Annotated in this window: 20 protein-coding genes; 7 read left to right on the forward strand and 13 right to left on the reverse strand. The window is 71.2% G+C overall.

What is annotated here, in order from left to right:
• Positions 1-30: 30 nt before the first annotated feature.
• Positions 31-690 carry a PhzF family phenazine biosynthesis protein gene (locus O5O46_RS27170; protein ID WP_269858222.1) on the forward strand — a complete coding sequence of 220 codons (660 nt, stop codon included), beginning with the start codon at positions 31-33 and terminating at the stop codon, positions 688-690.
• A gap of 42 nt (positions 691-732) precedes the next feature.
• Here O5O46_RS27170 and O5O46_RS27175 read toward each other — a convergent pair whose 3' ends face one another.
• The 5 genes from O5O46_RS27175 to O5O46_RS27195 form a co-directional block, all read right to left on the reverse strand.
• A complete protein-coding gene (locus O5O46_RS27175) occupies positions 733-1125 on the reverse strand; it encodes a CBS domain-containing protein (protein ID WP_269858292.1) in 393 nt (130 codons plus the stop codon).
• 333 nt (positions 1126-1458) lie between these two features.
• A complete protein-coding gene (locus O5O46_RS27180; RefSeq protein ID WP_269858223.1) occupies positions 1459-1974 on the reverse strand; it encodes a hypothetical protein in 516 nt (171 codons plus the stop codon).
• A 194-nt stretch (positions 1975-2168) separates the two neighbouring features.
• Positions 2169-3113, reverse strand: coding sequence for a polysaccharide deacetylase family protein (locus O5O46_RS27185; protein WP_269858224.1), 945 nt, complete (start codon positions 3111-3113; stop codon positions 2169-2171).
• Between the two features lie 486 nt (positions 3114-3599).
• On the reverse strand, positions 3600-3944 hold the full coding sequence (locus tag O5O46_RS27190) for a histone-like nucleoid-structuring protein Lsr2 (protein WP_269858225.1): 345 nt from the start codon (positions 3942-3944) through the stop codon (positions 3600-3602).
• 111 nt (positions 3945-4055) lie between these two features.
• On the reverse strand, positions 4056-4643 hold the full coding sequence (locus O5O46_RS27195; protein WP_269858226.1) for a pyridoxamine 5'-phosphate oxidase family protein: 588 nt from the start codon (positions 4641-4643) through the stop codon (positions 4056-4058).
• Between the two features lie 528 nt (positions 4644-5171).
• On the opposite strand from O5O46_RS27195, the gene O5O46_RS27200 reads away from it, so the two are divergent.
• Positions 5172-6206 (forward strand): winged helix-turn-helix domain-containing protein, encoded by a 1035-nt coding sequence (locus O5O46_RS27200; RefSeq protein ID WP_269858227.1) that lies wholly within the window; start codon positions 5172-5174, stop codon positions 6204-6206.
• Positions 6207-6389: 183 nt separating this feature from the next.
• On the opposite strand, the gene O5O46_RS27205 is transcribed toward O5O46_RS27200, so the two are convergent.
• Complete coding sequence (locus O5O46_RS27205; RefSeq protein ID WP_269858228.1) at positions 6390-7148, reverse strand: PP2C family protein-serine/threonine phosphatase; 759 nt, start codon at positions 7146-7148, stop codon at positions 6390-6392.
• A gap of 94 nt (positions 7149-7242) precedes the next feature.
• Positions 7243-7887 (reverse strand): ScbR family autoregulator-binding transcription factor, encoded by a 645-nt coding sequence (locus O5O46_RS27210; protein ID WP_269858229.1) that lies wholly within the window; start codon positions 7885-7887, stop codon positions 7243-7245.
• Between the two features lie 149 nt (positions 7888-8036).
• Here O5O46_RS27210 and O5O46_RS27215 point away from each other — a divergent pair, with 149 nt between their 5' ends.
• The 5 genes from O5O46_RS27215 to O5O46_RS27235 all read left to right on the forward strand — a co-directional run bounded on the left by O5O46_RS27215 (position 8037) and on the right by O5O46_RS27235 (position 13128).
• Entirely contained in the window at positions 8037-8957 is a 921-nt protein-coding gene (locus O5O46_RS27215; protein WP_269858230.1) for a ScbA/BarX family gamma-butyrolactone biosynthesis protein, read from the forward strand.
• Between the two features lie 18 nt (positions 8958-8975).
• Positions 8976-9914, forward strand: coding sequence for an NAD-dependent epimerase/dehydratase family protein (locus O5O46_RS27220; RefSeq protein ID WP_269858231.1), 939 nt, complete (start codon positions 8976-8978; stop codon positions 9912-9914).
• A complete protein-coding gene (locus O5O46_RS27225; RefSeq protein WP_269858232.1) occupies positions 9911-10645 on the forward strand; it encodes a hypothetical protein in 735 nt (244 codons plus the stop codon). The genes O5O46_RS27220 and O5O46_RS27225 overlap by 4 nt, the downstream gene beginning before the upstream one ends.
• A gap of 218 nt (positions 10646-10863) precedes the next feature.
• A complete protein-coding gene (locus O5O46_RS27230) occupies positions 10864-11799 on the forward strand; it encodes a TauD/TfdA dioxygenase family protein (RefSeq protein ID WP_269858233.1) in 936 nt (311 codons plus the stop codon).
• 72 nt (positions 11800-11871) lie between these two features.
• On the forward strand, positions 11872-13128 hold the full coding sequence (locus O5O46_RS27235; protein WP_269858234.1) for a hypothetical protein: 1257 nt from the start codon (positions 11872-11874) through the stop codon (positions 13126-13128).
• On the opposite strand, the gene O5O46_RS27240 is transcribed toward O5O46_RS27235, so the two are convergent.
• The 6 genes from O5O46_RS27240 to O5O46_RS27265 form a co-directional block, all read right to left on the reverse strand.
• Positions 13080-16721 carry a glycosyltransferase gene (locus O5O46_RS27240; protein WP_269858235.1) on the reverse strand — a complete coding sequence of 1214 codons (3642 nt, stop codon included), beginning with the start codon at positions 16719-16721 and terminating at the stop codon, positions 13080-13082. The two genes, O5O46_RS27235 and O5O46_RS27240, sit on opposite strands and share 49 nt — an antisense overlap.
• On the reverse strand, positions 16718-19792 hold the full coding sequence (locus O5O46_RS27245; RefSeq protein ID WP_269858236.1) for a glycosyltransferase: 3075 nt from the start codon (positions 19790-19792) through the stop codon (positions 16718-16720). Before O5O46_RS27245 ends, O5O46_RS27240 begins: the two co-directional genes overlap by 4 nt.
• On the reverse strand, positions 19789-20586 hold the full coding sequence (locus O5O46_RS27250; RefSeq protein WP_269858237.1) for a glycosyltransferase: 798 nt from the start codon (positions 20584-20586) through the stop codon (positions 19789-19791). Before O5O46_RS27250 ends, O5O46_RS27245 begins: the two co-directional genes overlap by 4 nt.
• Before the next feature lie 194 nt (positions 20587-20780).
• Positions 20781-22523 (reverse strand): TIGR03767 family metallophosphoesterase, encoded by a 1743-nt coding sequence (locus O5O46_RS27255; RefSeq protein WP_269858238.1) that lies wholly within the window; start codon positions 22521-22523, stop codon positions 20781-20783.
• Positions 22524-22715: 192 nt separating this feature from the next.
• A complete protein-coding gene (locus O5O46_RS27260; protein WP_269858239.1) occupies positions 22716-24629 on the reverse strand; it encodes an ABC transporter ATP-binding protein in 1914 nt (637 codons plus the stop codon).
• A 255-nt stretch (positions 24630-24884) separates the two neighbouring features.
• Complete coding sequence (locus O5O46_RS27265; RefSeq protein ID WP_269858240.1) at positions 24885-25316, reverse strand: hypothetical protein; 432 nt, start codon at positions 25314-25316, stop codon at positions 24885-24887.
• Positions 25317-25519: the final 203 nt, after the last annotated feature.

Consider the following 25519-nt stretch of genomic DNA (forward strand, 5'->3'; position numbering starts at 1 on the left):
CCCTCACCCGGCGGGTGCTTGAATCGCCGGATGATTGATCATGTTGTGCTGCGCGTGTTCATCGGACCCGACGGGCGCGGCGGGAACCCGCTCGGCGTGGTGACCGACGGCACCCAGGTACCCGGCACGGACGAACGCCAGCGGCTGGCCGCCGAACTCGGTTACAGCGAGACCGTGTTCATCGACGACGCCTCGCGCGGCGCGGTCGACATCTACACCCCAAGCGCCCGGCTGCCTTTCGCCGGGCATCCGCTGGTGGGCGTCTCATGGCTGCTGGGGGAGCGCGGTCAGCGGGTCGAGGTGCTGCGACCGCCGGCCGGGGACGTGCCGACCTGGACGGACGGCGACTTCACCTGGATCCGCGGGCGCGCCGAGTGGGCCTCCGGGCGACGCACGCAGCAGTACGCCTCGGCGGCCGAGGTGGACGCCCTGCCCGCCCCGCCCCCGGGCGAGGGCTGGCTGTACGCCTGGGCGTGGCTGGACGAGGCGGGGGGACGGGTTCGGGCCAGGGCCTTTCCGCGGCGCGGCGACAACATCGTGGAGGACGAGGCGACGGGCGCCGCCGCGGTCGTCCTCACCGCGGAACTAGGCCGCCCGCTCACCATCCACCAGGGCGCCGCCTCCCAGATCCTCACCCGTCCCCAGGAGGACGGCTGGATCGACGTCGGCGGTCGCGCCGCCATGGCTTAAGGACCGTGCCCGCACCGGGAGCGGTACGGGCACGTGATGCGGTCACCGGGCGGAGTACACCGCGTCGCAGAACTCGGCGATCTCGTGTTCCGGCAGGTTGCGCACGACGTCGGCCTCGCTGATGACGCCGACCAGGCGCTTTTGCTCCAGCACCGGAAGCCTGCGGATCTTGTGGTCCTCCATCATGTGCAGCGCGTCGCCGATCTCCGCGTCGGCGTCGACCCAGTGCAGACGGCTGGCGAGTTCACGGGCCTTGACGGTCGACGGGTCCCGGCCTTCCGCACAACACTTGATCACGATGTCGCGGTCGGTGATGATCCCGGTCAACCGGTCGTGGTCGCAGATCGGCAGCGACCCTACCTCGAGGTCGCGCATCATCACCGCGGCGTCCTTGAGGCTCTTCTCCGCGTCGACGCACTGGGCGCCCTTGTGCATGATGTCGCGGGCCTTGCCTTTGAGTGCTGTCTTCCGCTTCGCCACTGTGGCTCACCTCCTCGGTGATTCCCGGCCATGCCGGTATTCCTCTGCCAGGGCGAACCCGTGCATACCGAGAAAAGTGCAGAACAGTTCCATACTGACCGCGCCCCGCGCATCCCACCATCGGAGCGCATAAACGGGTGGAGCCCGTTCACTACTGACCGCCACAGCACGAACCCGGTACGGAAGCGGATCTGGACGGTTCACGGCGGAACCCGCGTGCGGTTGCGCCGTCCCACGCCGATCGGTCGAACCAGGCCACCGCGTACCGTTCGGTGCGGCGAAGGGTACCTAGTGGGCGGTGACCCGCGCGCTCATGTGGACCAGTCCCGCGACCCCGAACTGGAGCGTCAGCGGCAGCGTGCCGTTGGCGGTGGCGCCGTTCACCTTGGGGAGTTGGACGCTGGGGCCGCCCTGGCCGCCGAAGGTGACGGTGGTGCCGGGGTTGAGCAGGATGCCCGAGGTGGACAGCGAGCCGTTGCCGGTGCTGTTGCCCTGCAAGGTGGCGCGACCGCCGTTGGGGGTCGCGACCATGGCCAGGTGCTCGGCCACGCTGCCGCCGTTGCGGATGGTCATGGTGAGCTGGCCCGTGCCGGACGGCCCGATGTGCGCCACCGCGTTGTGGACCGCCAGGTTCGTGCCGGGAACCTGGATGTTCAGCTCGCCCGGGGTGGTGGCGGTGTCGCTGGGGGTGACCGGACCGGATGGCTGGGTCTGACCGCCCGAACAAGCCGTGGCCAGTGCGAGTAGCGCGGCCGTGGCCACGGCCGCGCTGGCGGTTCGGGAGGAGACGCCGTTGCGTGTCATCCCTGCATTATGGCCTCCGGCCCGGGCTGCTCCGCTGGGCGGGCCGGAGGCCCGGGTCGGGGTGGGTTCGGCACAGCCGGGGTGCGCGCTTGCGGTTGACCGCCGTCGCGGCGGGGGCGTCGGGGCCAAGTCCGCGGCGCCCCGGTGCGGTGCAATCGAGGGCGCCGAGGGCAGGCCCTCGGCGCCCCTCCCGGTCAGCGGCCGGGGTAGCTGTATGTGTAGCCCTGGGCGTCCAGTTGGTCCAGCAGCGCGGCGAGGGCCGCCACCGACTGGGAGCGGTCGCCGCCGCCGTCGTGCATCAGGATGATGCCGCCGGGCTTCAGCTCCTGGTTGATGGTCTTCATGATGGCCGGCACACCAGGGCGCTGCCAGTCGTTGGAGTCGACCGTCCAACCCAGCGGGCGCAGGCCGTGCTCGGCCGCGATGTTGCGGATCGCCGGGCTGAAGTCACCGCCGGGCGCACGGTAGTACCAAAGCTTCGCCCCGGGACCCGCGGCGGCGGATATCTCGCGCTGGGCGTCGACTATCTCGTGCGTGTTGTAGTCCAGGGACTTCTTGCTCTGCTGCTCGTCGTGGTGCACCGAGTGGTCACAGAGCCGGAACCCGGCCTCGGTGATCTGCTTGGTGAGGTAGGGGTAACGCTGGGCGTTGGGGCCTATCTCGCAGAACGTCGCCTTGGCGTGGTGCTGTTGGAGCAGCGCCAGCACCTGCGGCGTCCACTTCGGGTCGGGGCCGTCGTCGAAGGTCAGCGCCACCGACTTGCCGCCGTCCTCCGTGCCGTGCTGGATGGACGGGTTGACCAGTGGCGCACCCGACGGCGCGCTGGCGGACGGGCTGCCCGGTTGAGCGCTGGGACTTTGCGCCGGATTCGAGGCGGAGGCGCTGGGGGAGACCTGCCGTGCGGGCGCCGACGAGTCGGCCGACGACGGCGAGAGGACGGAACCGGAGGCCGACGTACCAGCGGAGGGAGTGCCGGAGGCCGCGGCGGAACCGGTGGCGGTCGTGGAGGGGGAAGCGGCCGACGCCGAGTCGGCCGAGCGGGTGTGCGCGTGGACCTGCGGGCCGCACGCGGCCAGGGCGGCGCCGGAAAGCGTCACCACGAGGGCGGCTGTCGTCCTCTTCGCACTGGCGAATGCCACAGCTGTACCTCCAACGGCATCGTTGACGGATGCCTGAATTGCACGTTCAGTAACTCTTCATGCGCGGTGAGTACGGACCGAGCGGCGAACGGGAATCAGCCGGTTCGGCCGTGGGAATGTGATGCGATCGGCCGCACTGTATGGCCTGTGGCGGCTGGCTCGCTCATCTCCGGTTCACTCCGTGCGTGGGATCGAATACGGAGAGTCCGTTTTGCGCGTTATGTCGTCAACCGTAGAGGAAGGGCGGCGCTCAGCCCAGAGTGTTTGATGTGAGATATGTCCCTTATGCACTACGGCCCGCGTGTGACGGGAGGGGAAACGGGGTGACGTGGCCCCTCGTTCGGCTGACGGTGACTGCCTGGCCGTGACGGCCGCCTCCGTACCCCAACTCACCCAGTATGGCGTGCCGTTGGGGGGTTGGGGAGTCGGCGCCCGAAGAAAGCGCCCGGTGGAAAACGACTCCCGCCCCCCGTTCGAGAGGGGCGGCTAGTTCGCGGACTCGTACCGCTCGATGATGTCGCGCGGAATCCGGCCCCGCGGGCTGACCTCGATGCCCTGCTCCTTGGCCCAGGCGCGCACCTTCACCGGGTCGCAGCCGGTGGCCGCCGAGTCGCCGACCACCGACTGCTTGGTCTGGGCGCTGCGGGAACTCCCCGTTTTCCTGCCGTGCCGGAGGAAAGGTGCCAGCGCTTCAAGGAGTTTGTCGTAGTTGTCGGCGCCGAGGTCGATCTCGTAGCCGATGCCGTCGACACTGAAGGTGTGGGTGGCAATGTCGTCACCCTGTTCACCGCTGATGTCGTCGGTGAAAAGGGTGATCACGCGCTGAACCATTGTCTTGGATCCTTTCCAGGCAGGCGAGTGGATGCTACCCGGGTCTGCTGTTGGGACCCAAAGGGATCGGAAAATCCCGGCTGTTCCGTACCGTTTGGTGCGGCGTACCGTTCAACTCGTGCGCGGCGGCAGTGGCAGCGGCAGCCCCGGCAGACCGTCGAGGCTGACGGCGACGTGCTCCTTCTTCTCGCAGTACACGGCGAAGGACTCCTCGGTCTCCCGGGCGAAGCGCTGGGTGTGCAGCGGGCGTTCCTCGCGGTAGTCCAGATGGGGAACCGCGTATCCGCAGGTGTCGCTGACGCGTTCGGCGGTGACCACGATGATGGCGCGCAGATCGGTGCGGCGGCGGAACTCCTCGCCGAAGTGCGGAAGGAGGTCGTCCCAGCGCGGGTCGTCACGGAACACCGGTACACCTCGGCCGTGGATGCGGACGATCTTGGGCGGGCCGGTGAAGGCACACCACATCAGGGTGATGCGGCCGTTCTCCCGCAAATGGGCAATGGTTTCCGCGCCGCTGCCGCCCAGGTCGAGATAGCAGACGGTGTGTTCGTCCAGCACGGCGAAGGAGCCGGCGAGGCCCTTTGGGGAGACATTGACATGACCGTCCTCGGCCAGCGGTGCGGTCGCGGTGAAGAAGAGGTGCTGCTCTTCTATGAACTTCCGCAGCCGTCCGTCTATTCGCTCGTAAGTCTTTCCCATGCGGCCATTGTCGCCACCGCGGGCGGATGTGAACAGCGTTTTCCGGGATCAAGGGGTGGGAGCGGACGGGGAGCCCTCTGGGAGCACGGTTGCTTCTCTCTCCAAGCGGGTTACACCGGGCCGGAGTTGTACGTCATCGGATCGGGCTGCTGCCGGGGGAGTACGGCACTGCCGTGACCGCCTCATCGCTCCGGCGGGGGAGGTCGTGAGGAGGGTGAGGGCAAGGCAGTGGACAGCGCGTGCGGCCGGGACGAGGTGTGCGCGGGCGTCATGATGGAGACCGGCGGCGAGGACGGCGACGCCGAGGACCTGGCCGAAACGCCGACACCGCTCGTAGCGCCGGTTGGGCCCCGGGGCGTCGGCGCCGGCAGGACGCCGATGTGGTGTTTATCGGCTGGTTATGGGTGTCCAGGACGGTGGAGGCGTTGCGTCCGCTGTCTTTCGCAGGAACAGGAGTACTCCATGCACACCAGCGATCTCCGGTTTGCCGTGTGCGCCTTCTTCGCGGTTCGTCGTGGCGTGTAGCGGATGGACCTGCCAGGGGGCCATGCCCTGATCCGGATCGAACTGGACGCCCGCGCCCTGGGCAACGTCAGGTTCGCGCTGTCGCCACTGCACACGCTCACCGAGGCGCTGCTCCTCGTGCGCGGCGGCGCCGACCCCGGCCGCGGCGGCTGGGCGCGGCAGGTCGCGGAGACACTGCGTGCCCGCCAACTGGTGCTGCTGGCCGCGCTGTTCGGCGAACCGTCGGACTACATCCCCGACTTCGTCATCCCGCGCCCGGTGAGCTATGAGGAGTCCGTCGACGCGGAACTCCACCGGATCGCCACCGCCCGACCGGCACGGGTCCGCCAGGAGATGACGCTGCTGATCCACGGCGGCCCCGGCGTCCACGGACTGGGCGGCGGTCCCGCGGCGCACCCGCTGCTGCGCGCCTTGCGCCACGGCGAACGGGTCATGGCCGAGCAAGTCGCAGCGGAACTGGCCCAGTTGTGGCAGACCGTCATCCACCCGTGCTGGCCGCGGCTGCGTGCCCGGATGGAGGCGGACATCGCGCACCGGGCTCGGCTGATGGCTCGTCAGGGCACGGTCGGCATGCTGGTCGGCCTCCATCCGTGGATCGAGTGGGACGGTCACCAGGTGCGGCTGGCCGGTCCGGCCCATGCCCGGGTGCGGTCCGCCACCGGCCTGTTGCTGATGCCCCGGCTGTTCGGCCCGACCCCGATCACCATCAGCGGCTCCCCGGACCGCCGCCAGCCGCTGCTGATGTACCCCGCGCTGCCGGTGCCGGAGGGCCCGCGGCCCGGTGCTCCCGCCGTGCGTGAACTCCTCGGTGACACCCGGGCGATGCTGCTCGCCGATGTGAGTGTCCCGCGCAGCACCGCCCACCTCGCCGCCCGGCACGGCCTGAGCAAGAGCACCGTCTCCTACCACCTCGGGGTGCTGCACCGCGGCGGTCTGGTGACCAAGGCCCGGCACTCCCGCCAGATGCTGTACCAGCGGACCCACCGCGCCGACCAACTGCTGCTCCACCAGGCGCTACCGCGGTCAACCAGCCGCTGAGCGAAGCCGCCACCGTGCCCGGTCACCGCCAACTTCACCGGTGGCACACGGCAATTGGCGTCCAGCACATCGGCGATGCCGCGGCTGGAGTACCTGACCGGCAGGGCCTACGGGCCGTCGGTGAACGTGCCGCCGCCCATCGCGGCGACCTCGGAGGTGTAACCGGCGGCCGAAGCCCTTCCGCTACGGCGACCGCGGCGACCACTCGCCGATGCGCACCACTGCCAGGGTGATGTTGTCCGGGCCGCCCGCCTCGATCGCCGCCTTCCACAGTTCGAATGCGGCCCGCCCGTCCTCGTACTCCTGCAACAGGCTGTCCAGTTCCTCGTCGGGCACCGGATCGGTCAGACCGTCCGTGCAGACCAGGAAACGGGCGTCCTCGGTCAGCGGGTGACACCGTACGTGCGGGTTCACGTCCCTGAACTCGACGGCACCGCCCAGCGTCTGTGTCACGATGTTGGTGGTGCGCTGTCCGGGCGCCAGCGGTGGGTTGTCGTCCACGCTGAGCTGGCGCAGGCCGTCCTGGCCCACGGCGAGGACCCGGCTGTCGCCGATGTTGAACGCGAGCGCGGACTCCGGCAGCACGACGACGCCCGCGACCGTGGTGCCCATGGTGCGCAGAGCGGGATTGGCGTCGGCCGCCGCGTACACATCGTGGTTGCACGCCTTCAGGGCGTCGCGGAGGTTCGACTCGGTGTCCAGCGCCCGGCCGACCCTGGACAGCCGGCGCACGGTCAACGCGCTCGCCACCTCACCGCCCGGCTGCCCGCCCAGCCCGTCGGCGACCGCGACGACCAGCGGGGTGCCGAACGGGAACAACAGGGTCTGCGGGTTGTCCGTCACCGTTCCGCACAGCGTCCACGGCCCGGCCGCCAGGCTGTCCTCGTTGTGCTCCCGGACCAGCCCGACGTGGCTCAACGCGCTCACCGCGATGTAGGCCATGAAGCCTCCCACGGTCCATGGTAGAGCGCCTGACCCGGACCATCCGGCGGGCCTGGTCGGCTCCCGAGACGGGCTTCAGGGCGCCCGTCAGGCCTCAGACCGACTCGGAAGGGGGCTGTGCGGCGTCGCCGCTACTGCTGCCGCGCGGGTCGACGCGGGGCAGGACAAAAGGCGCGCCGAGGCCGGGAAGAATGTGCTCCCACAAATCCGTCACGCGTTGCTGGAGATCCGCTCGGCCGTTGAGCGTCTCGGACAGCAGCTGAATACCGGTGAAGCAGCCGATGATGAGTTCTGCGGTCTTCCTGGGAACAATGTGCTTCAGCACGATGCCATCGCTCTGCGCCTTTTCCAGGAATGTGCAGGCGATGTCGGTCCACTCGCGATAGGGCTGGGTGGTGGGCGCGGTGAAGGAGCCCTCGATCACCAGCCGGACCCCGGCCTGCATCATCGGGTTGCCCTGAAGCTCACGTGCCATGAAGTGTGAGGCGTCGATGGCGGCTTGGAGGGGGCATTCTGCGACGTGCGAGGGCAGAAGGCTGGTCTGTTCCTCGATGACCGCCTTCGCCAGGTCCTCTTTCGAGGCGAAATGGAAGTACAGCGCACCTCTTGTGGTGCCGGACTCCTTCAGGATGTCCTCCACCGCGGAGGCTGCGTAGCCGTTCTTGGCGAACACCACGGCGGCCGCGTTAAGGATGCGTCGGCGAGTTTCCCTGGCTCGCTCTTGCTTCGGTTCTCGCACTTTATTTTCTCCGGGCGCGCACCTCGCGCCGTCAAGGCTCGGGAGTGTGAGCGTTACGTCATCTTTGCGAACGCTAAACCAACTGACTGTCCGGTAGGTATCCTAGCAGCGCAAAAGGAGCAGCCCCCCGACGAGGCGGAGAAGTGCACATGTCCATACCCGGGCTGATGGATCCATGGCAACGCGAGTTCACTGGTACCGCCCCCCGGGAGTACGTGCACCGCCGTGCCATCGCCGAAGTGTTCCTTACCAATGTCTGGCGATGTGTCGGCAAGGACTCCTTCGCGCTGATCACGCAGTGGCCGCGTGCTCACATGCTCTATGCCCCCCTCCGTGGTGGCTGGTATGACCCCATGATTGCCGTGGAAACCATCCGGCAGGCCGGTTTGTTGATCGCCCATGCCGAATACGGCGTCCCCCTAGAGTATCAATTCATAGTCGAATCAATAGAGTTGACCACCCACAAGGCCGTACCGGTGGGCCGCCTCCCCGCGGAACTCGATCTGCAACTCGACGCCGACGACATCAAACAACGAGGTCAGCACCTCGCCCACATGCGGTGCACGTTCCGCTTCTTCCAGGGCGCCGAGAAAGTCATCACCGGCAGTGGAACCTTCACCTGCGTCCCCGTCCGCCTCTACCGGCGCCTGCGCGGTGCGAGGGCCTGCGCGGCCCCGACGACTCCGCAGCCACCCGCGGTCGCAGCGGAGACCGTCGGCCGCCGCTGCGAGCAGAACGTCCTGCTGGCCCCCGGCCGTGGACCGCGCTCATGGCAACTGAGGGTCGATCCACTCCACCCGGTGCTCTTCGACCATCCCGTCGACCACATGCCCGGCATGGCCCTTCTGGAGGCGGCCAGGCAGGCCGCCGAAGCCGTCACGGAACCCGGGCTCCTGCCCACCCGGATTCAGGTCGCCTTCGAACGATACGTAGAGTTCAATGCCCCTTGCTGGATCGAGGCCGAACCAGAGCATGCCGGGAGCGACGGTACAACCCAGGTGAGCGTGATCGCCCGGCAGAACGGCACTCCAGCGTCCAGGGTCACCATCGTCATGAGACCCGGTACATGAGCGGGACAGGGGAACACAGTGCGCGTACTCATCACCGGTGCTTCCGGTTTTATCGGACGACGGGTCGTCCAGGCCATGGCGGCGGACACCTGCCGACTGCGTCTGCTCGCGCACACCCGCGCTCTTGAAGACGCCCCGAGCGATGTGGAGACCACGCGCGCGGATCTGACGGACCCGGCGTCGCTGCGCGGTCTGTGCGACGACGTCGACGTCCTGGTGCACTGCGCCGCGCACATCGGCGAGGACCCGGAACTGTGCGAAGCCGTCAACTCCCAGGGCACCAAGTCGCTGGTGGCCGAAGCGCAGAGCGCGGGCGTGGGCCGCATCGTGTACCTCAGCACCGCGGCCGTCTACGGCGAGGGGCCCTTCACCGAGCTGCGGGAGGGCGCGATCTCCCCCCGGCCCGTGTCCGTCACCAGCAGCACGCGCCTGGCCGCCGAGAACGTGGTACTGGCGAACGGCGGAACCGTCCTACGGCCGCACCTGGTGTACGGCGCGGGGGACCGCTGGGTGATCCCCGCGACCGCCTGGATCGCCTCGACCATCAAGGCCACGGTCGACGGCGGCCGAGCCCGCTTGTCGCTGATCGACGTGGACGACCTCGCGCACGCCATCAGGGCTTGCGCCCTGAGCCCCAAGCCCCACTCCGGCGTCTACCACGCCGCCCACCCGCGTCCCGTGCCGCTGAAGGAACTGCTCGACATCGTGACGTCCCACCTCGGGCTTCCCCGGATCGACGAGGACCTTCCCTACGACCAGGCCCTGGAGCGCTTCACCGCGCAGGGTGGGCGCAGGCGCCACCTGGACATGATGGCGCGAGACCACTGGTTCGACAGCACACGGCTGTGGTCGGACTTCGCCCATGTCCCGGGGGCGGGCTTCGCCGAACAGTTCGGCCGCCACGCCGCCTGGTACCGCGACCAGTTGAAGCACTCGGCGCCCGGGAAAACCGCATGAGCGAACACATCGCGCCACGCCACATACTGGTACGGGCCAACGGCGGTGCGTCGCCCCTCCACATGCCGTCCGGCGCCTGGAGCGATCCGGCTGTGGAGTCGTTCACCGCCCACGTGGGACTGGACGACAGCGAACTCCAGCTGCCGACCGAACTGGCCGACCAGCTACGCAAATGGTCACAGGCCCGACCTGAAGGGGGATTCACCAAAGGCCCCGAACTGCGCAACCACGTCAAGGCCGGCCGGAACGCGGCCCGCGCTTTGGCCAGGCACCTAGGGGCCGAGTGGGTGGTGCGGTACTTCGACGACAGTCACGGGACGGCCAAGTTCGTCTGCTGGGGCTGTGATCGTCTCCATTGGAGCCGCTACGCGGACGACGAGCCCCCGCACCCACTACATGTCGCCGTGCAGGCCGAGTACCGCTGGGGTCCGTTGCGCGCTGAGGGGTTCGGCGATTTCCTGCCCGACGACCCCGCCGCCGGACTGCGGCTGACTGATGAGCTGGTCGAGGGCCTGTACGCATGGTCACGCGATGTGGACGCCCTACTCGACCGCCAACTCGCCACCCGGGAAGTGGAACCAGCCGCATGGGAGGCGTTGTCCGTGCACGGTCTGCGGCTGGCCGGACGGCTCGCCGGCGAAATCGAGCCAGGGCGGACCGTGTCCTATGAAGGCATCGTCCACTACCCGCAGGACCTGCACAGGAGAACGTCTCCGGTAGAGCCAGAGTAGGCGTTCTCCCTTTTCTTTCTCTGGCTGGTGTCCGGCATTCGCGTTCGCCGTTCGTGGAACTGCCATACGGCCGTAACACCCGGGCGTTGACCGGTGTTCGGGGCCGCTGGAAGCATCGGCGGCATGTCGCTTTCCGCCTGTCACTCGGGGTGTATCGGCGGCTGTGGCCGCGCTTTCGGTGAATCAGTCGCATCCGCACCACGAAGTGAGGACGAACCATGACCACTGCCCCCACCACCATCGATGTCCGTAAGATCGCCGGGCACATCGGCGCTGAGATCGGCGGCGTTGATCTGGCCGACGAACTGTCCGCGCCGGTCGTCGCCGCGATTCGCGCCGCGCTGTTGGAGCACGGGGTCGTCTTCTTCCGCGGCCAGCGGCTCGATGCCGAACACCAGGAGGCGTTCGCCCGCCGCTTCGGCAGTCCCACCACCGCGCATCCGACCGTACCGTCGCTCGACGGGAGCCCCGCGGTGCTCGACCTGGACTATGGCCGCACCACCAGCCGCGCCAACAACTGGCACACCGATGTCACCTTCGTCCGGCGGCCTCCGCTGGGCTCCATCCTGCGCGCTGTCACCATTCCGCCCTATGGTGGCGACACCGTGTGGGCCAACACGGTACGGGCATACGCCACCCTGCCCGTCGAACTGCGGGAGCTGGCCGACCGGTTGTGGGCGGTGCACTCCAACGCGTACGACTACGTCTCCGACGCGCGCGAAGGCGATGACGGCGAGGTCGCGCGGCGACACCGCGAGGTGTTCACCTCCACCGAGTACGTGAGCGAGCACCCGGTGGTACGGGTTCACCCGGAAACCGGCGAACGGGCCCTGGTACTGGGCGGGTTCGTGCGGCGGTTCGTCGGGTGGACCGGAGATGACTCGCGTGATCTGCTGCGGCTGTTGCAGCGGCATGTGACGGCGCTGGAGAACACGGTGCGCTGGCGCTGGCACGCGGGCGATGTGGTCTTCTGGGACAACCGCGCGACGCAGCACTACGCCGTCGCGGACTACGGTGACCAGGCGCGCCGGGTCCAGCGCATCACGCTCGTGGGCGATGTGCCCGTCTCCGTCTCCGGTGAGCGGAGCCGGTCGGTCGCTGGGGACGACACCTCATACAACACGGCGCTGGCGCGGTCGACGGACGCGCGGTAGGCGGCGCGTCGGCCGGGGGAGCGGTGGCGCCGAACCCACCGGAAGTCCCGGTACCGTGTTGTGGTCATGGGCATGACCGAGAATCCGCGCGACCGCCGGGGACGGTCCCGGTCGCTGCTGGCGGCGGTGGCCGTGTTGGTCGGGGTCGCCCTCGTGATGGCCTCGGCCGGATGCCAGCCCGGGAGGCGGCAACCGCCGCGCGGCGGCCCGTGGTTCGGGGTGTTGCAGGTCGGTCCCGGCTCAGTGCGGCCGTTGGTCGGAACCGGGGTGGACCGGGCGGTCGTCGGGCTGGACTGGAGCCGTTACGAGCCGGAACCGGGGCGGACCGACGCCGCGTACGTTGCCGGAACCGTCGGCCTGATCCGGCGGTTGAAGGCCCAGGGCATCGGCGCCGTGCTCGATCCGGGGCTGCACCATCCGCCGTCCTGGGTGTTCGCGCTCCCGGGCGCGACCCGCTTCCAGGACCAGTACGGCGTGCAGTGGCGGGGCTCCGCGACCTCCGGTACCGCGGTGGCGAACGCCGTGTTCGACACCGCGGTCCGCACGGCAGAAGGCGACTACCTGCGCCGGATCGCCGCCGACCTGGGCGGCGGGACATTCGCCGCGGTCCGGGTCGGCGGCCTGCTCAGCGGCGAGCTGCGCTATCCGCCCGCGGACGACGGCGCCGGACACCACGACGCCGTCTGGTACTTCGACTCCGGTGCGCGCGCCACCGCACCGGTCCACGGCTGGCGGCCGGGCACGGGCGGCAAGGCTGATGCGGAGCGTTCCGTACGCGGCTACCTCGGCGCCTTGACCGAGTACGAGCGCTGGCTGCTCGGCGCCACCGCCGCCGCCTTCCCCAGGGGGCAGTTACAACTGCTGCTGCCCGGCTGGGGGTTGCGGCCCGGCCAGGTGGCCGCCGCGGTCGACGACGACCTCGACGGGCACAGCCGGGCCGAGCAGGGCGGCATGCTGTCTTCCGGACTGGCCTGGGACGGCCAGGTTCGGGCACTCGGCGCTTACCGCTCCCGTGCCCTCGCGTACACCACCTGGCTGGACGCGCCCTCGGGTGGCCGTTCCCCGCAACTGGTCAGCCCCGCCGAGTACCTGGCCGGGCTGACCGCTGCCGTAGGAGTGCCGTTGGCCGGGGAGAACACCGGGCAGAACGCCACCCGACAGGCGCCGAAGTCCGCCCTGCGGGTCTGCCTGCACCGGGTCCGCACGCTGCGGCTGGCCGGAATGATGTGGATGAGCGAGCCCGACCTGCTCTCCGGCCGGGCCGGGCTCACCCTGGCCGACTACGCCGGCGCGGTGTCCGCGTTCCGCTCCCGGGGCACCGCGGACTGACCGCGTACCACCGGCAACCCGGCCAGCCAGCCCGCCAGCGTGGCCGTGTCCAGCGACTCCGCGCGGTGCGCCGGAACCCCCGAAGCGGCCAGCCAGGCATCGGACTTGGGCTCGAAGGAGATGCCGAACAACTCGGTGCGTTCCGCCACCGCGTAGATCTGGGCGTGCAGCCGCATCGCCACGATCCCGCTGGCCGCACCCACCAACGCCTTGGCGACGGCCGGATGCAGGCCGGGGCCTGCCAGCGTGGCCCGGGCGCCGAGCCCGGAGCGCCGTGCCACCTCGACCGAGAGCGCCGCGTCGCCCAGTGCCGTGCCGAGTCCGTAGTCGCCACGGTCGGAGAGGCAGAGGAAGACCACCGGGCGCTCGTCGTCCCACTCCCGTAGCGCGTCGGCGACCGCAGCCGAGACCCGCTGCCGCATTCCGGGGTCCGGCATCGGCTTGAGGCTCACCAGCAGCGGACGCGTCGCCGGATCGACACCGGTCGCCTTCCGCACCCGTTCGGCCGGTGCCGGGGCCAGCGACTCGGCCGGGTCGGGGACCAGCGCAGGGCGCACCCAGCGGGCCGGTCCCGACGAGAGCAACTGCCGGGTGCCGGTGTCCCGTACCGTCACCGTGCACGCGTGGCGGCAGGCCAACTGGAGCAGCCAGCGCGTCGGTTGGGGGGTGTCGGGATACGCGCCGATCGCCACGATGTGCAGTTCCTTGCCGAGCAGTCTGCCCACCAGCAGCACCGCGGGCAGCGCCCGCACCAGGGGCGGCAGTCCGCGCCCGAACATCCCGCCACCGCCGACCGCGATGGCGTCCGCTCGCAGAAGGGCGCGTACGGCGCGAACGGAGGTGGTGCGTACGGCGGCCAGCCCGTGCAGCCCCGTGACCGCGTCCGGATCGCGGCTGACCACCGTGAACCGGTGCCTTCGCTCACCGGCGAGTTCGCCGAGCCTGACCAGGATCGACTCGTCACCGGTGTTGCCGTTGCCGTAGTTGCCGATCAGCAGGGCGCGACCCGCGCGGCCGCGGCGGTCCCGCAGCAGATGGCGCAACTGCGCACGGGTGTCCAGTGGTTCGTCGGCGACCGGCCCTGACGCGTCACGGTAGACAACGAGTTGGGCATCCGCTATGCGGTCCCAGTCCAGATGGCGCACACTGGCCGGACCGGCGGCGCCCAGGGCCGCGCAGTGCTCGGGGTCGGCCGCGAGCTTGGCCAGTGCCTCCGCGTAGCCGGTGACATCGCCCGCGGGCACCAGCACTCCGACGGCCTCACCGACCAGCGCGCGCAGGCACGGGATGTCGTACGCGAGCACCGGCGTCCCGGTGGCCAGCGCCTCGGCGGCGACCATGCCGAAGGTCTCGTAGCGGCTTGGCATGCACACCAGCCGGGCACCGGCCAGCAGGTCGAAGCGGGCGGTGCCGTCCACCCGGCCCAGCCAGTCGACCCGGTCCGCGATGCCCAACTGCCCGGCGAGACGGCGCAGTTCGGCCTCGTCTGGTCCGTCACCGGCGATCCGCAGCCGTGCGCCGAGTCGCGGCGCGGCCTCGGCATAGGCGCGCAGCAGCAGGTCGAGGCCCTTCTGGGCGATCTCAAGGCGGCCGAGGTAGAGCAGGTCGCGGCGGTCGCCGGTGGCGGGGATGCGGTGGTCGAACGCGGCCGGTTCGAGGCCGTTGGGCACCGCCGTGACGGAGGCGGCCGGATTGCGGCGGCGCAACTCCTCGGCGAGGTCCTCGCTGACCGCGACCAGTCGCTGGTGTGAGGCCACCCCGAGCCGTTCCACCACCCCGAACGGCAACTTGTACTGGCGGGACTTGTCACGGGCGAACAGCCACTGCACCACACCGACCACCGGACGGCGGGTCAGATGCGGCACGCACAGCGAGGAGAACGGTGCGGCGAAGTCCTCCACCACCACATCCGGGTCGGTTCGCCGTACCAGCAGCCACAGTCCGCCCAACACGGCCGTGAAGTAGCCGAGTTGGCCACTGAACCGCACCCGCCCCAGCGGCCCCAGGCGCGGCCCGAACGGCAGGTACCGTACGCCGTCGACCACAGCCGGGTCGGCTCCCGGCCAGCGGGCGCAGGCGACGGTGACCTCGACCCCGCGGGCGGCCAGCCGACGGTTGACCTCATGTGTGCGCACCGAGCCGCCGCCCGCGCCCGGTTGCCGCGGGTCCTCGAACCCCAGGTGGAGCACCCGGTACGGTCCCGGCCTGCGGCGGCGCGGCCGTACCGCCAGACCGGCCAGGGCGCACACGGCGAGGGCGGCGCAGCCCCACAGCACCGGACGCGAGCGCAGCGCGGCCAGCACCGTCCAGGCCACCGCGCCCGCCAGCAGGGCCGTGGCCGCACCGGCGGCCGGGCCGAGCCCGCTGACCCGGCGGCGCACCAGGGCGAGCAACAGCAGGGCGGCCGTACCGAAGACGGCCGCCGCCGACCAGGCGAGCGCCGCCGGGTCCTGCGACGCGGCGGCGAAACCCCCGGCACCCACCAGGCAGACGGCACCGAGCAGCACCAGTGCCGGGCGCACCGGACCCCACGCCTGGAACAGCGTGGTGACGAGGTTGACCGTCGCCGCGGCCAGCCCGGCGAGCCCCAGCGGCAGCAGCAGCCCGGCGGCGGACGCGTACCGGGCCGGCAGCAACAGCCCCAGCACGCTCGGCGGGCAGGCGGCCACCACCGCGGTGACCGCGACAGCGGTGATCCAGTGCAGCCGGAGTACCCGGCGGAAGTCGGCACTCGGCACTCGACCACCGCCCGCCGGACGGGCCGCGGCGAGCCTGGGGAATACCACCATGGCCAGCGCGGTGGCCAGGAACACCGGCACCCGGGCCAGTACCAGCAGCGCCTGGTAGGTGGCCAGGCCCGCCGCCGCGCCGCGTACCGCCGAGGCGACCAGCACGTCCAGGGTGAGCAGCACCGACACCAGCGTCTGGATGCCGCTGATGGCGGCGGCCTGCCGCCACAGCTCGCGCCGCTGCCGTACCGCGTCGCCGTCCCGGGCACCGCCGAGCGGCCCGACCAGATCGCGCCGCATCGCCAGCAGCCCGCCAGCCGCGGCCACCCCGGCGCCGACCGCGAAGGCGCCGATCACCCCGGTGCTGCCCCAGCCGAGCGCGGCGGCGGTCACCGCGACCGCGATCCGCACCGCCACCTCGGCCACCCGCAGTGCGCCCAGTCGGCCGAAGTCCTGACGGCCTTGGAGGTAGCCGGCCGCCGCGGACAGCAGCATGATCAGCACACAGGCGGCGGCGAGCACCGCCAACAGCGCGGGACCGGCGTACCGGCTGACCGCCGCACAGGCCGCCGCCGCGCAGCCCACCGAGAGCCCGAGGCTGAGCCGCAGGCAGGAGCGCAGCGACTGCCGACGCCTGGCGCTGCCCGCACCGCTCACCGCCACCTCCCGGGCGAGCACCCACGGCACCGTGGCAGAGGCCAGGGTGCCGACGGTCAGCAGCACCGAGGACACCGCGGCGTACCCGGCGTAGGCGGACGGCGGCATCAGCCGCACCAGGACGAGGGACAGCCCGTAGTTCGCCGCGCCGACCAGCACCGTGGCGGCGGTCAGCAGTGCGGCACCCCGATCGAGCCGGGCGCTCATCGGCCACCGCCCTTCCCGCCGGTGAGCGGACGTACGTCGTAGACCCGCAGTTGGCCGTTGGTGGCACCGGGCTCGGAGTGCAACAGCCGGGCGTGCCGCTGGAGTTGGCCGACGAGTGCCGGGTCGAGCGGGCTGTAGCCCTGGGCGACGAGTTGTGTGGACAGCAGCAGGTAGTCGGCGTGGCCGCGGTCGAGCGCGGCGAGGGTGTGCCAACTGCCCAGCCGTACGCCCTGCATCAGGAACTGGGCGCTGCCCTCGGTGACGTCCACGGTGCTGCCCGGCGGAATGTGGGTCCGGGCCCAGGCGAGGGTGCGCCGGTAGGCGTCGTCGTGCCGGGTGTGGACGTCCGTCCACGCCCAGGCGTCGAGGGCCAGGGCCAGCGCGGTGAGCACGGCGACGGTCCGCAGGACGCGGGCGCCACCACGTCGGGTGCCGGTGGGGTTCGCGGTGCTGTGGGAGCCGGGAGCCACCGGATGGGCCAGATCCACGGCAAGGGCCAGCGCTCCCGTGCTGGTGACGACCAGCGGGTAGAACATCTGCTCCTCAAGCGTGCCGAAGCCGATGGCGTACAGCAGGAAGAACAGCGCGCCCGCCGCCCAGGCGGTGACCACCGAGCGGGCCGGATCGGCGGTGAACTGCCAGGGTTGCCGGGCCCGGCGCAGTAGCAGCCAGGCGGTGGCGCAGCCGCCGACCGCGATCAGCGCGTACGGCACACCGAACTGCCCCAGGTTGGCGAGCAGTCGGTGCCCGAGACTGGCCGAGGCGGTGGCGGCCGGCCGGTTGAAGCCGGTGATCTGCCGGGTGCCGACGGCACGCGCGATGCCCGCGGTCTTCTGCGCCCACCAGGCCGGCCAGCCACCGGCGGCGGCGGTTGCCGCCACGTACACCGCGTAACCCGCCAGCGTGGTGGCCGCGGCGGTCAACCGCAGCCGCCGTGCCGCGCCCCGGGCGCTGAACGCCAGTACCGCCAGCGGAACCAGGGTGACGAGTGCGTACAGCTCCTTGGTGGTGATGGACAGCGCGAACAGCAGTCCGGCGAGCACCCCCGTCCCGGTGCGGGCGCGCCCGGTCGCGGGGGTGCGGGCCAGCACGAGCATGCCCAGGGCCGCGGCGGCGGTGGCCGGGGCCTCCAACATCAGCCTGCTGTCGAAGCGGTTGAGGAACGGGTCGCAGGCCAGCAGCAGTCCGGCGGTGAGCGCGATCGACGGCCGTACGGTGCGGCGCAGCAGCGCGGTGACGGCGACCGCGGTCAGCGAACCGGCCACGGCGTCCACCGGCCGTAGCGCCAGCGCCAGCCGGAGCGTGTCACCGTGTGCGCCAACCGCCTTGATGACGGCGGCGAGCAGCGCGAAGAACGCCGGAGGGTGCAGGTCGAAGGGATGGCCGTAGAGGGTCACGCCATGGCCGGTGGCCAGGTCACGGCCGACATTGACATAGGTGATCTCGTCGATGAACAGGTCGTACGAGCGCTGGATGAACGCCAGCCGCAGGCCCATTGCCAGCACGAACAGACCGGCCAACGCGGCGGCCCAGCGGGCCCGTTGGGGCCGGGCGTGCACCGGTGCGGTGGGTGACGGGCGCCGGGCCTGACCTACCGGTGGATGCTGCCGCCAGCCCAGGGCGTCGCCGTGCCGGGCCAGCCGAATGTCAACGCCGCCCCGCGCGAGGGAGGTTGGCGCGATGCGGCGGACCACCGCTTCGGCGTCCTGCTCGTCGGCGCCGACCAGCAGCAGCGCCGCGTCCGGCCCCGAGCGGTCCACCAGGTCGGTGGCGCGCAGCGCACCGAGGTCGGCGCGGGCGAGCGCGGCGGTGGGCAGCCGCACCAGGGCGCAGGCGTCGGTGACGGTCCTGCGCTGCGGGACGAGGTGCCGCAGCCGTTGCCGCTCGGCGGTGAGCGCGGCGAGCAGATGCCCGGCGGTGGCGTCCCAGCCGAACCGCCCGGCCCACTCGCGGCAGCGCACCGCCCACTCCTCGGCCCGCTCCGGCGTCTGGACCGCGCGCAGCGCGTCGAGCAGGGCGGCGCCAAGGTCGCCGCCGGGTTCCACCAACCAGCCGGTGGCGCCGGGCCGTACGGTGTCCCGCAGGCCGGGCACCGCGTACGCGACGGCGGGCACGCCCGCCGCTGCCGCCTCCATGACCGACAGGCCCCAGCCCTCGCCCATCGAGGCGGTGGCGGTGATCCAGGCGGATGCGACCAGCTCGTCGCGCTTGTGCCGGGACACCCGGCCGTGGAACACCACGGCACCGGCGACGCCCAGTTCGGCGGCGAGCTTCTCCAGTTCCGGCCGCGCCTCGCCGTCCCCGACGAGGTGCAACCGCACACCGGGCAGCTCACGTTGGAGGGTGGGGATGGCGCGCAGCAGATGGTCGACGCGTTTTTGCCGGACGAGGCGGCCGACGCACACGATGCGTGGCGCACGGTCCCGGTGCGCGGTGCGCGGGTCCGGGGCCGGGTCGGGTGCGGGTTGCCCGCAGGGGGCCAGGTACACCGGCCCCGGAAGGGAGAGCCGGGCGCGGATCTCGGCGCGGGAGGAGGGCGAGACGGCGCTGATGGCGCGCTGCCGGTAGACCAGCCGACTGCCGCGGTTCTCCAGCCAGCGGCCGAGCGCGGCCAGCGGCCCGGGGAACCAGACCCCGAACTGGTCCTGGTGCACATGGTGGATCAGCAGCACGACCGGTGTGCGTCGGCGCAGTGTGAGCGGGGTGAAGAACGGGATGCCGTTCTGCGAGTCGATGACCGCGTCCACCCGGGCGCGGTGGAACAGCAGCCACAGCAGTACGAACGGGTACACGGTGAACCGCCCGCCGCCGCGCACCACCGTGCCGTAACGGGTGTGTTCCCGCCGGGCGGTGCCGGGTGGGCGGGCGGTCAGGTACGTGACGCGCAGGCCCGCGCGGTGCAGTTCCGCGGCGACCTCCTCGCAGTACAGTTCGGCGCCCCCGGCCTGCGGGTGCGGTGCGTCACGCCAGTTGCAGACCACCACATGGCGGTCGCGCCATTCGGTGACGCCGGGGAAGGCGTCGGCCAGGGTCCGGGTGCGCGGCTTGGCGACCGCGGTCGCCTGGCTCACCGTGCCGCCTCGGGGACGGGCTGGAAACCGGCCAGTGAACGGTGCAGTCGCCACAGATCACGGGCCACCCGGCGGCCGTCGGTCAGCGGCCGGAAGCTGGAGCCCTCCTGGTCGCTCCAGGCCACCGGGAACTCCTGGAGTGCCAGCCCCAACGCCCGGGCGCGGGCGATCACTTCGAGGTCGAAGGCGAAACCGACGGTGGTGATGTCGGCGAAGATCCGCCGGGCGGCACCCGCCTCGAAGAACTTGAAGCCGCACTGGGTGTCGGCGATCGGCCCGGACAACCGGCGGGTCAGCAGCCTGAAGCCGGCGCCGCCGAGCCGCCGCACCAGCGGCTGGCGCACCTTCAACTCGGCGCCGTGGCAGCGCCGGGAGCCGATCACCACCTGGTGTCCGTCCTGGAGCAGGGCGAGCGCGTCGTCGACGGCGGCGGCCGGGGTGGCGAGGTCGGCGTCGCAGAAGCCGACCCAGCGGGCCCGGCTGGTGACCATGCCGCGGGCCACCGCCGCGCCCTTGCCACGGCGGGAGCAGCCGGTGACGGTCACCGGTACGCCGCGGGCGGCGATCCGGTCGGCGCACTCCGCTGTGCGGTCGCTGCTGCCGTTGTCGATGACGCGTAGGGCGCTGCGCAAGGGGAGTTGGCGCAGATGGTCGGCGAGCGCGAGGAGGGTGCGGGCCAGTCGCCGCTCCTCGTTGTAGGCGGGTATGACGAGTTCCAGGTCGACGGTGGATAAGCTCCCCGGCGGGGACGCGGTGGGGGGAGCGTCACGTCGTTCCGTGTGCGGTGAGTGCATCGGGATTCCTTTGGGGGGACATGCCGGGAATGGGTGACATGCCTGCGTCAAATGATCCCGTCGACACTATCCGTGGCGGAGCGTGCGCCGACAGTGCTCCACGATCTTTTAACAGGGCGGTAGCACGCTGTTTTCATCGCGAAGCGAACGGGGCCGACCGGTGAACGGATCGGCCCCGTCAGGGAGTTGAGCGGTCAGCCGCGTGGCTTGGCCAGCAGCAGTTCGGTGTTGTGGTCCGCCGGGGTGCCGAGCTTGACCGCCGGGGTGGCGTACGGGTCGTTGTACGACAACTCCCGGTACAAAGCGGCCAGTCCGGCGTTCGAGGTGTCGCCGAAGTCGGTGTCGTAGCGGGCGGCCGACTCCACCAGGGTGGTGAACAGCGACAGGGTGCCGTCGCCGTTGTCGGCGATCTCGATGATCCGCGCGTGCTGCGGATAGTCGATGTGGGAGGCGGTGTTGATCTCCCAGAACGCCCGCTCCGGCACCGCGTGGCCGTGCGCGGTGATCTGGTTCTGGTGGGTGTGGCCGTTCACCCAGGCCACCACGTTCGGGTACCGCTGCAACAGCGCCACAAGGGCGTTGCCGTCGTGCCGGGCCTCGAACGGGTTGTACGGATCGGGCAGCAGGTTGCCCATGGAACCGCTGGTGTGGTGGCTGAAGACGACGACCAGCTGGTTGGACGAGCCGCCGCGCACCAGGTTGCCGTCCGTGTCGTACCAGTGGTCGCTGTGCTGCCTGAGCACCGCTTCCAGCCAGTTCAACTGCGCGGTGCCGAGCGAGCCGTCGGCGAACCCGGCCCGGTTGGTGGTGTCCAGGCTGATGCCCAGCACGCCGTCCGACATCGGGAACGCGTAGTACAGCTTTCCGCTGGCTGCGGCGTCCGAGGTGAAGCCGTGCCCCACCGGACCCGGGCCGGTGCAGGCCGGGTTGAGGTGTGCCTGGGCGAACTCCTTGGGGGTGAACGGTATTCGGCGCGGATCGGCCGTCACCTCGCGCACCGGGCCACCGTCGGCCAGCAGCCGGGCGAGTTGCGCCACCGCCTTCGCCGGGTCGTTGCGCAGCGCGTCGGCCAGCTTGGCCGCGTCTGCGTCATCGCACCCTTCGAGCTTGCGGTCCCCGGTGTAGAGGGAGTTGAGCAGCCCGAGGTCGGGCAGCGAGCCCTCGATGCTGTCGTCGTGGTTGCCGACCGTGGTGTACCACGGGGTGCGCAGACCGGGCGCGGTGAACCGGCTGCCCGCGGCGGACAGGAAGCCGGATACCTGCGGGAAGCCATGCGACTTGTAGGTGTCCTGGAAGGACGACTCCGGGTTCCAGTACAGCTCGCTGCCCGAGTCCTGCACCCCCTCGTAGCGGTTGGGGTCACCGCTGTTGGGGGTGATCTGACCGCCGCTCATCACCGTCAGGTACCAGTCGAGCTCGATCCGCTCGTGGTTGTCCGTGTTGTCGCCGGTCGCCATGACCAGCGAGAACGGCGCGCCCGTGAAGGGGCCGCCAGGCAGCGAGTTGACCCGTTCCACCAGCGAGGAGGCGCCGCGCACGGTCAGCGCCTCGTGCGGGCGGTACGCGCTGTCGAGGTAGCGGGCGAGGTACTCGAACCGCACCGGGGACTCGGTGTCCACCAGGTGCAGATCGGTGAACTGCACGAACGACGCCAGAGCGGTACGCCGGTCATCGCGGGTCGACGCCGCGGCGGCCAGGTCGGTGCGCACCACCAGCGGCCAACCCGGGCCTGACTGAAGCCTCTTGTACGCTCCGCTGCCGGTCGGGGTGGCCACCTGCTCCAGCGTGGTGCCCGCGGTACGGACGGCTCGGGTGGCGGTGGCGGCCAGGGCGCGATCGAGCGTCGCGGCGGACGCGAACCGGCCGCCGCCGAAGGCCAGGGCCGCGGCGGCGGCCGAGGCTCCGGTGATGAACTGGCGTCTGTTGTAAGCGGGCATGCCGCGGTCTCCTGACGGTCGGTGGGGGACGACTCATACGCGTCCGCCGCGGTACGCGCCCGAGGCCCCGACGCCGGGCTACCCGCAGGTAACGCGCCGTCCGTCAGAATGCCCGGTGACATTGGTTGTCCTGTGAACAACTGGCGAAGCAATGGTGAGGAATCGTTGTCCTGTTGGCCCTCCCGACGGATCTCAGGAGACCTCGTTGGGCACCTCGTTCACGGTGGCCGACGCCGTACCGCGGTCGTTCTGCAGCGACCACAGGTCCCGGAACAGGCCCGGAACCGCGACCAGTTCGTCGAACGTGCCCTGCTGGACGACCCGGCCGTGGTCCAGCACGACGATGCGGTCCGCGATGGTCACATTGGTCAGCCGGTGGGTGACCAGCACCACCGCCCGGTCCGCCGCGATGGCGCGCAGCCCGGAGAACACCCGGTGCTCGGCGCGCGGATCGAGCGCGGCCGTCGGCTCGTCCATCACCAGCAGCCCGGCGGGCCGGTGGAACGCCCGGGCCAGCGCGATGCGTTGCCACTGCCCGCCGGACAACTCCTCGCCGCCGAGCCACTCGCGGGCCAGCAGGGTGCGCAGCCCGGAGCGCAGCCCGCGCACCACCTCATGGGCGCCGCTGGCCTCGCACGCCTGCCACACCGCGGAGTCGCCCAACGGCGCCGGTTGGCCGAGGGTGATGTTCTGCCGGGCGGACAGCGGCCAGCGCGCGTACTCCTGCGGCACCACCGCGACCCGCTCCCAGGCCGCCAGCGGATCCACCTCCCGGGTGTCCACCCCGTCCCACCGCACCATGCCGGACGTGGGCAGGTAGAGCCTGGTGAGCAGCTTGGACAGGGTGGTCTTCCCCGAGCCGTTCTCCCCGACCAGGGCCAGCACCTCTCCCCGACGCACCGTCAACGTCACCCCGTCCAACGCGTTGCGGTCCGCGCCCTCGTACCGGTACACGAGGTTGTCCGCCCGCACCTCGCGCGGCGCCGTGGGCAGCGCGGCACCGCGCCGCAGCCGGTAGCCGCCGGCCTCGTCCAGGAACCGCGACCAGTCGTCCACGTACATCCCGGTACGGAACATCCGGGCGCCGCAGCCCACCAGGCTCTGCACCGACGCGGTGACGGTGCGCAGCGCGAAGATCGCGGTACCGGCCGAGGCCACCGACATCCGTCCGGTGCCCAACAGCAGCGTCAGCGCCACCCACACCAGACCCGACGCCAGACCGCCGGCCGCCGCACCGAGCAGCGCGGTACGGGCACCCCTGCCGACGGCGCGGCGCTCCGAGGCGTTCACCCGGTCAGTGATCCTGCGGTACTTGCCCAGCAGGAAGCGCGCCATGGTGCCGGAGCGGATCTGGTCTGCGGCGTGGGTGTCCGCCATGTGCCAGCGCAGCACCGACAGCATCCGGCGGTGGCCCACCATCTCCATCGCCGCCAGGTAGCTGACCCGGGCGGCCCGAACCTGCGCCACCCCCTGCGGCAGCCCGGCGAGCACCAGCAGCGGCAGCAGCACCGGGTGCAGGGCGGCGAGCACTCCCGCCCCTGCGATCAGCGAGGCGGTCGCGGAGAGCAGGTCCTGGCCCTGCTGGATGAGGTCCTGGGAGACCTGCGCGCCGCGCTCCGCTGCCTCCCTGCGGTCGTTGAAGCCCGGGCTGTCGTACGCCGCGAGCTCCACGTTGACCGCCGCGTCCAGCAGCATCAACTCCGCTTCCTGGGACATCAGCGGAGCCAGCCTGGCGGACAGCCAGTTGACCGCGATGCCGAGCACCGCCCGCAGCCCGGCCGCCGCCGCCAGCACCGTGAGCGACGGCCAGGCCGCCCACAGCCGGTCACCGATCCGTCCGGAGGAGATCAGCGCCGTGATCGTGCCGGTGGTGGCGAGCAGCCCGAACGCCTGGGAGAGACCGGAGAGGATCTGGCAGACCAGCAGCCCGGCCACCGAGAGCCGGTCCGCGCGCCACGCCAACGCCAGTGAACGGCGGACCAGTTGCGGCAGCTTGCGCGCCATCTGCCGGGTGGTGATGGACTTTCCGGCCTCCCAGCGCTGGTCGCCGTCGAGTTGGAAGTCCAGTTCGTCGTCGGACTCCGCCGGCAAAGTGGCTTCGACCATGGCGCCCCCCACTCGGATCGGGGTGCTTCACCCCACGCGATGGCCGGACGCTATTGGGCACGGCGGTCACCATGACGGGCCTTCGCCGGAAGAACGCCCGATCGAGTGGGGGCGCGCGGTGGCCTTTCCGGCGCCGAGGAGACCGCTGGCGTGAGCGGGCTCAACGGACGGCGGATCGGGGCCCGTTGGGTCGGGCGGTGCCGTGCGGCGCCGCCGGCGGTCGCCGCCTACGGCACCGTGGAACCCCCGGCCTTGTCAGAAGAAGCCCCCGTCGTCGTCCACGACCTCCTCGTAGACGTCCGTGTCCTCGTAGTAGTTGTTCTCGATGACCGTGCGCGGCCGCTCGTCCTCCAGCATCTCGCCGATCAACGCGCCGCCGACCAGGCCCGCCACGCCCGCGCCCACCACGGCGGCGGTGCTGTGGCCCGGCCGCTGCTGCGGGTAGCCCGGCTGGGGGTACCCGGGCTGCGCGTAACCCGCCTGCGGGTAACCGGCCTGGGGATAGCCCGCCTGCTGGGGATAACCGGCCTGCGGGGCGCCCTGCGGCTGGTAGTACGGCGGCGAGGTCGTCTGCACCCGCTGCGCGCACGGGCCGCACGCCTGCACGGGGCGGGACACTCCCCACTGCGGCGACCACATCACGCTCACACTGCCTGGAGCGTGCGCGGAGTCGAAGAAGCAAGTCATATGTGCCCCCTTGAGGTCACCGGCGTTTCCCGCCGGGTGGACGTTCGGTACCGCACCCTGCCGATCCCGTCCGCACAGGGTGCGGCCAGCGTACCCGCGGCCGTCGCGGGGCCTCGGCGTGGGCCGTTCGGCTCTGCTTGCCGCCCTGGCAGGCCGCGGCCCGGCGTACCGGGTACACCACAGGCCTGAGCCGTGCCACAGGT

The organism is Streptomyces sp. RPT161 (genome assembly GCF_027533845.1).
GTDB classification, from domain to species: Bacteria; Actinomycetota; Actinomycetes; order Streptomycetales; family Streptomycetaceae; genus Streptantibioticus_A; species Streptantibioticus_A silvisoli_A.

Bases quoted from the DNA above. Each gene is read 5' to 3' on its own strand.
- O5O46_RS27200 (WP_269858227.1), top strand. From the start codon at position 5,172: ATGGACCTGCCAGGGGGCCATGCCCTGATCCGGATCGAACTGGACGCC.
- O5O46_RS27250 (WP_269858237.1), bottom strand. From the start codon at position 20,586: ATGCACTCACCGCACACGGAACGACGTGACGCTCCCCCCACCGCGTCC.
- O5O46_RS27215 (WP_269858230.1), top strand. From the start codon at position 8,037: ATGTCCATACCCGGGCTGATGGATCCATGGCAACGCGAGTTCACTGGT.
- O5O46_RS27205 (WP_269858228.1), bottom strand. From the start codon at position 7,148: ATGGCCTACATCGCGGTGAGCGCGTTGAGCCACGTCGGGCTGGTCCGG.
- O5O46_RS27195 (WP_269858226.1), bottom strand. From the start codon at position 4,643: ATGGGAAAGACTTACGAGCGAATAGACGGACGGCTGCGGAAGTTCATA.
- O5O46_RS27230 (WP_269858233.1), top strand. From the start codon at position 10,864: ATGACCACTGCCCCCACCACCATCGATGTCCGTAAGATCGCCGGGCAC.
- O5O46_RS27225 (WP_269858232.1), top strand. From the start codon at position 9,911: ATGAGCGAACACATCGCGCCACGCCACATACTGGTACGGGCCAACGGC.
- O5O46_RS27265 (WP_269858240.1), bottom strand. From the start codon at position 25,316: ATGACTTGCTTCTTCGACTCCGCGCACGCTCCAGGCAGTGTGAGCGTG.
- O5O46_RS27255 (WP_269858238.1), bottom strand. From the start codon at position 22,523: ATGCCCGCTTACAACAGACGCCAGTTCATCACCGGAGCCTCGGCCGCC.
- O5O46_RS27235 (WP_269858234.1), top strand. From the start codon at position 11,872: ATGACCGAGAATCCGCGCGACCGCCGGGGACGGTCCCGGTCGCTGCTG.
- O5O46_RS27175 (WP_269858292.1), bottom strand. From the start codon at position 1,125: ATGCACAAGGGCGCCCAGTGCGTCGACGCGGAGAAGAGCCTCAAGGAC.
- O5O46_RS27260 (WP_269858239.1), bottom strand. From the start codon at position 24,629: ATGGTCGAAGCCACTTTGCCGGCGGAGTCCGACGACGAACTGGACTTC.
- O5O46_RS27190 (WP_269858225.1), bottom strand. From the start codon at position 3,944: ATGGTTCAGCGCGTGATCACCCTTTTCACCGACGACATCAGCGGTGAA.
- O5O46_RS27180 (WP_269858223.1), bottom strand. From the start codon at position 1,974: ATGACACGCAACGGCGTCTCCTCCCGAACCGCCAGCGCGGCCGTGGCC.
- O5O46_RS27170 (WP_269858222.1), top strand. From the start codon at position 31: ATGATTGATCATGTTGTGCTGCGCGTGTTCATCGGACCCGACGGGCGC.
- O5O46_RS27240 (WP_269858235.1), bottom strand. From the start codon at position 16,721: ATGAGCGCCCGGCTCGATCGGGGTGCCGCACTGCTGACCGCCGCCACG.